Source organism: Cytobacillus firmus NBRC 15306 (genome assembly GCF_001591465.1).
GTDB classification, from domain to species: domain Bacteria; phylum Bacillota; class Bacilli; order Bacillales; family Cytobacillaceae; genus Cytobacillus; species Cytobacillus firmus.
Genome location: NZ_BCUY01000161.1, coordinates 1 through 3,386, shown reverse-complemented (window position 1 = coordinate 3,386; position 3,386 = coordinate 1). Strand labels below are relative to the sequence as shown.

The window sequence follows — 3,386 nt, the reverse complement described above, 5'->3', positions numbered from 1 at the left end:
ATTTCTTGCAAGGTCAAAACATACTTCAACAGGTGCATTAATTAATTGTTGATGCTCAATAACAGGCATTTTATTTTCTCCTTTTACAAACACGTACTAACACTATAATTATAATTCGGCAAAGTGATATTAACTAATTCTTATCGAACTAACCTGCCCCTTTTGTTCAATAAGAAATGGCCACCTGGTTTGGCAGCTGGATCATATAAGCACCATTTTTTTAATAACACTTCACATATTAAATAGGCTTAAATAATGTGTTGAATTCGGATAAATATTTTCCTTTGAAAATCCAAGAGAGGTATAAAATTTATCTCCTTGTTCTGTATCTGTATGAAGTACTAAAACCTTATAAAAGTGTTTTGCATCGTTAATTATTTGTGTTAACAAAAGTCTTCCAAGACCCATCCTTCGATAATCATTAGAAACATAGAACCTTCTTAACCGTCCTACTTTTTCATCATTTGAAAATGGATCTATATTAAGCCCTCCCATAGCAATTAGAACACCTTCTTTGTTAAACAAACCATATAAAGATTCCCCAGGCTTATTAAATTTATTAGTGCCATTTTCAAAATCTTTAACTAATCTTTCAAGAAACCGAAAACCCTCTTCTTTGCTTTCATTAACTAAATGGGCTAAATCAATATAAAACAGACTTTTTAATTGCTTCACTTTAAACTCTTCGATATCTTCCTCCGAAAAAAGCTTTATTTGATTTAAGAGCTTTCTCGAGAATATATTAAAAATCCTTCTTCAACATACCTGCCCCTTTTGTTGAATAAAAAGGACAGTTGTAATGGCAGCTGTTCTTTTAGCAGTGCACCCATTAGTTGAAGTAAATTTTACTTTTTTAAAACTACAACGACCATTTTTTAGAAGTTTATTTCTTATGGACCTTAACATACACACTTCCGAATAGTTTATCTCCAATATAAGCATCTAATTTCCACATACCACTCTTTGGCAATGACATATTAGATGGAGCGTGTCGGTCTGCTCCGTTATTATCACCACCTAGTCCGCCTTCTGCCACAGTTATTTGCTCTTCTTCATCATTCTCATGTATAGCAACTATTTTAAGTTTTCCGTTAAACTCTTGTTCTTCTCCCCAAAAATGCCACATATATTTTTGAGTTTTATTTGGATAAAATCTAACAACCTCAGTATCATCATAAATGAAACCTAAGCGCCCTTTTTCACCAATCATTGTGTAATTACCAGATTTGAATAGAGGGCTTTGATTCCATTTTTGTGCTAGATTATTTTCCACATTTGTAGTTATGGCTTCCTTATTCTTGTTTGTACACCCAACAGTAGTTAAGATAACAATAATCGAAATAATTGAAACGAAACTTTTTTTAAACATAAACACCACTCCACTCTTTTTATGAATCCCAGTCAACTTCAAATATCCTTTATTATACTAACCTGACCCGTTAGCTGTTGATGGCCCATACCATGAAATTTACAGCAAGCTTGCTTTCCTAACCTTTTTAACCTGTAAATCACTTAGTCCTGACGAAGTAAGGTATAGGGAGAACAAGAACAGAATGTAGGCCAGAAGAGGGAATAAGATAATCCAATGAGAATGATACATAAAGCCTCTCGCCTGACCAATTAGCCCTGACCACTCGTGAGTTACAGACAGGTAAATTGTGGGGAAGAATTGCTGGTGAGTGCCTCCAAAGAACAAATTGAATATGCCTAATTGTCCAATTAAATGTAAAACCAGTATGGCTTCGTTTATTAAGATAATCATAATGTTCCCTTTTAAAGCCGGCCAAATATGTTTCACCATTATATGGTTGTTTGACGCTCCAAGGGATATTGAAGCAACGACATATAATTCCTTTTTTATTTCAGCTGTTTTCGAAAAGATCACATTATAAACGCTGCTTACACCCAGGAAAATCATTAATACGCTTTGAATCAGAATCAGTCCCCATATAGGAATGCTGGAATTAATATTAATCCCAACCATAATGAAATAGATAATAACAAAGGTTGGTATGCCTGACCAAACTGAAATTGTCGCTTTTCTTAGTGTTCTTTTCTTTTTATGAAGACCCATTAATATCCCTGCAATACCTCCAAGTAAAACTCTCGCAATCGCTATTAATAAGGTTCCGAGCACTGTATACTTTGCACCGTGAAGCATTAGTGTCAAAATATCGTATCCCCATTTATCTGTTCCGAATTTAAATTCCTGTGATGGCGGGAATGGAGAGGAAACCAATTGCTGGCCTTCTGCAGTCTGGGTATATCCAATCTTCTTATTGTAGTCAACTTCATATGGAGCAATCAGTGGGCCTATTAATGAAATCAGAATAAAACCACCAAATAAAAGGACACCAAGGACTAACTTTATATTCATACTCTTAAGCATGCCTCAGAATCCTCTCTATGATAGATATGAACAGTTTATATGTATAGAAAACGGAAGTATAAAGCAGCATTATGCTTATTAAGCAAAGAACAACTAAATTGTACTGATATCCAAACTTCACTTGAATTTGAAACAGCATAGTTGTAACTCCCCTGGTATTGTACAGATATTCAACCACAAAAAGATTACTGATCATGATTCCTGTAATTTTTTTCAAATCCGCCTTTAAATAGGGAAGGACATTGGTTGTTACATGAAATAAATATATTCTCGGCTTGCTTAACCCTTTTCCTATTGCGGTTAGTATATAATCCTCCGATATCACTTCATGTGTATGTTCATTCAGTGCCCTTATTAAGTAAATAAGGGGGATAAGAACAAGAGTAACAATCGGAAGAAATAATGCCGGGTCGTCCATGCTGAGCGAAGCTACCTTCACAGTCTTGATCCCTGTAGTTTTATAAATAAAGTTTACTAGTAATTGCATTAGTAAAATAAAGATAAAGTCAGGGATCATCCCCAGAAAACTCAATGTGCCGTTCAGGTACTTGACACTCGTCTTCCATAACCATATTCCAAACAGAAAAGATAAAGTAATCACAATCAATCCAGACGAGGTTAAATAAAAATAAGACGATTTAAAATAGGCAACAATATCAGCTGGAAAAAACCTTGTATTGCTACCAGTTTTATAATAAAAAGCGTCCAATGAAAAAATTCCTGCTATAAAGTCTTTTATTAGAATTACAATCTGTTGGGGGTGAAATATAATTTGTTGTTGAGACTGTAAGGGATCCCCTGTATTATGGAAAACCAAAGGAATTGCAGCTAATATGAGCAATAGAAAAAAACCGATAAGTTGCTTGATTAAACTTTTAAAAGAATACAACTCAACTTTTCTCCTTTTAAAATTGAGATTCTTGAAGTTATTCTCCAAAGACTTCTACAATCCTTTTATTTGTCATTTCAGATTCTGCAAACAACCCTTAAGCTAAAC

The 3,386-nt window shown here is 34.2% G+C and carries 4 protein-coding genes; all 4 read right to left on the bottom strand.

Going from position 1 to position 3,386, the window contains the following annotated elements; translation table 11 throughout:
• Positions 1-231 precede the first annotated feature (231 nt).
• A complete protein-coding gene (locus BFI01S_RS21310; protein ID WP_061794369.1) occupies positions 232-690 on the bottom strand; it encodes a GNAT family N-acetyltransferase in 459 nt (152 codons plus the stop codon).
• 193 nt (positions 691-883) lie between these two features.
• A complete protein-coding gene (locus BFI01S_RS21305; RefSeq protein ID WP_061794368.1) occupies positions 884-1,369 on the bottom strand; it encodes a DUF4871 domain-containing protein in 486 nt (161 codons plus the stop codon).
• A gap of 99 nt (positions 1,370-1,468) precedes the next feature.
• Positions 1,469-2,377, bottom strand: coding sequence for an ABC transporter permease subunit (locus tag BFI01S_RS21300; protein ID WP_235831255.1), 909 nt, complete (start codon positions 2,375-2,377; stop codon positions 1,469-1,471).
• Between the two features lie 4 nt (positions 2,378-2,381).
• On the bottom strand, positions 2,382-2,990 hold the full coding sequence (locus BFI01S_RS24195; RefSeq protein ID WP_326218898.1) for an ABC transporter permease subunit: 609 nt from the start codon (positions 2,988-2,990) through the stop codon (positions 2,382-2,384).
• Between the last annotated feature and the right edge of the window lie 396 nt (positions 2,991-3,386).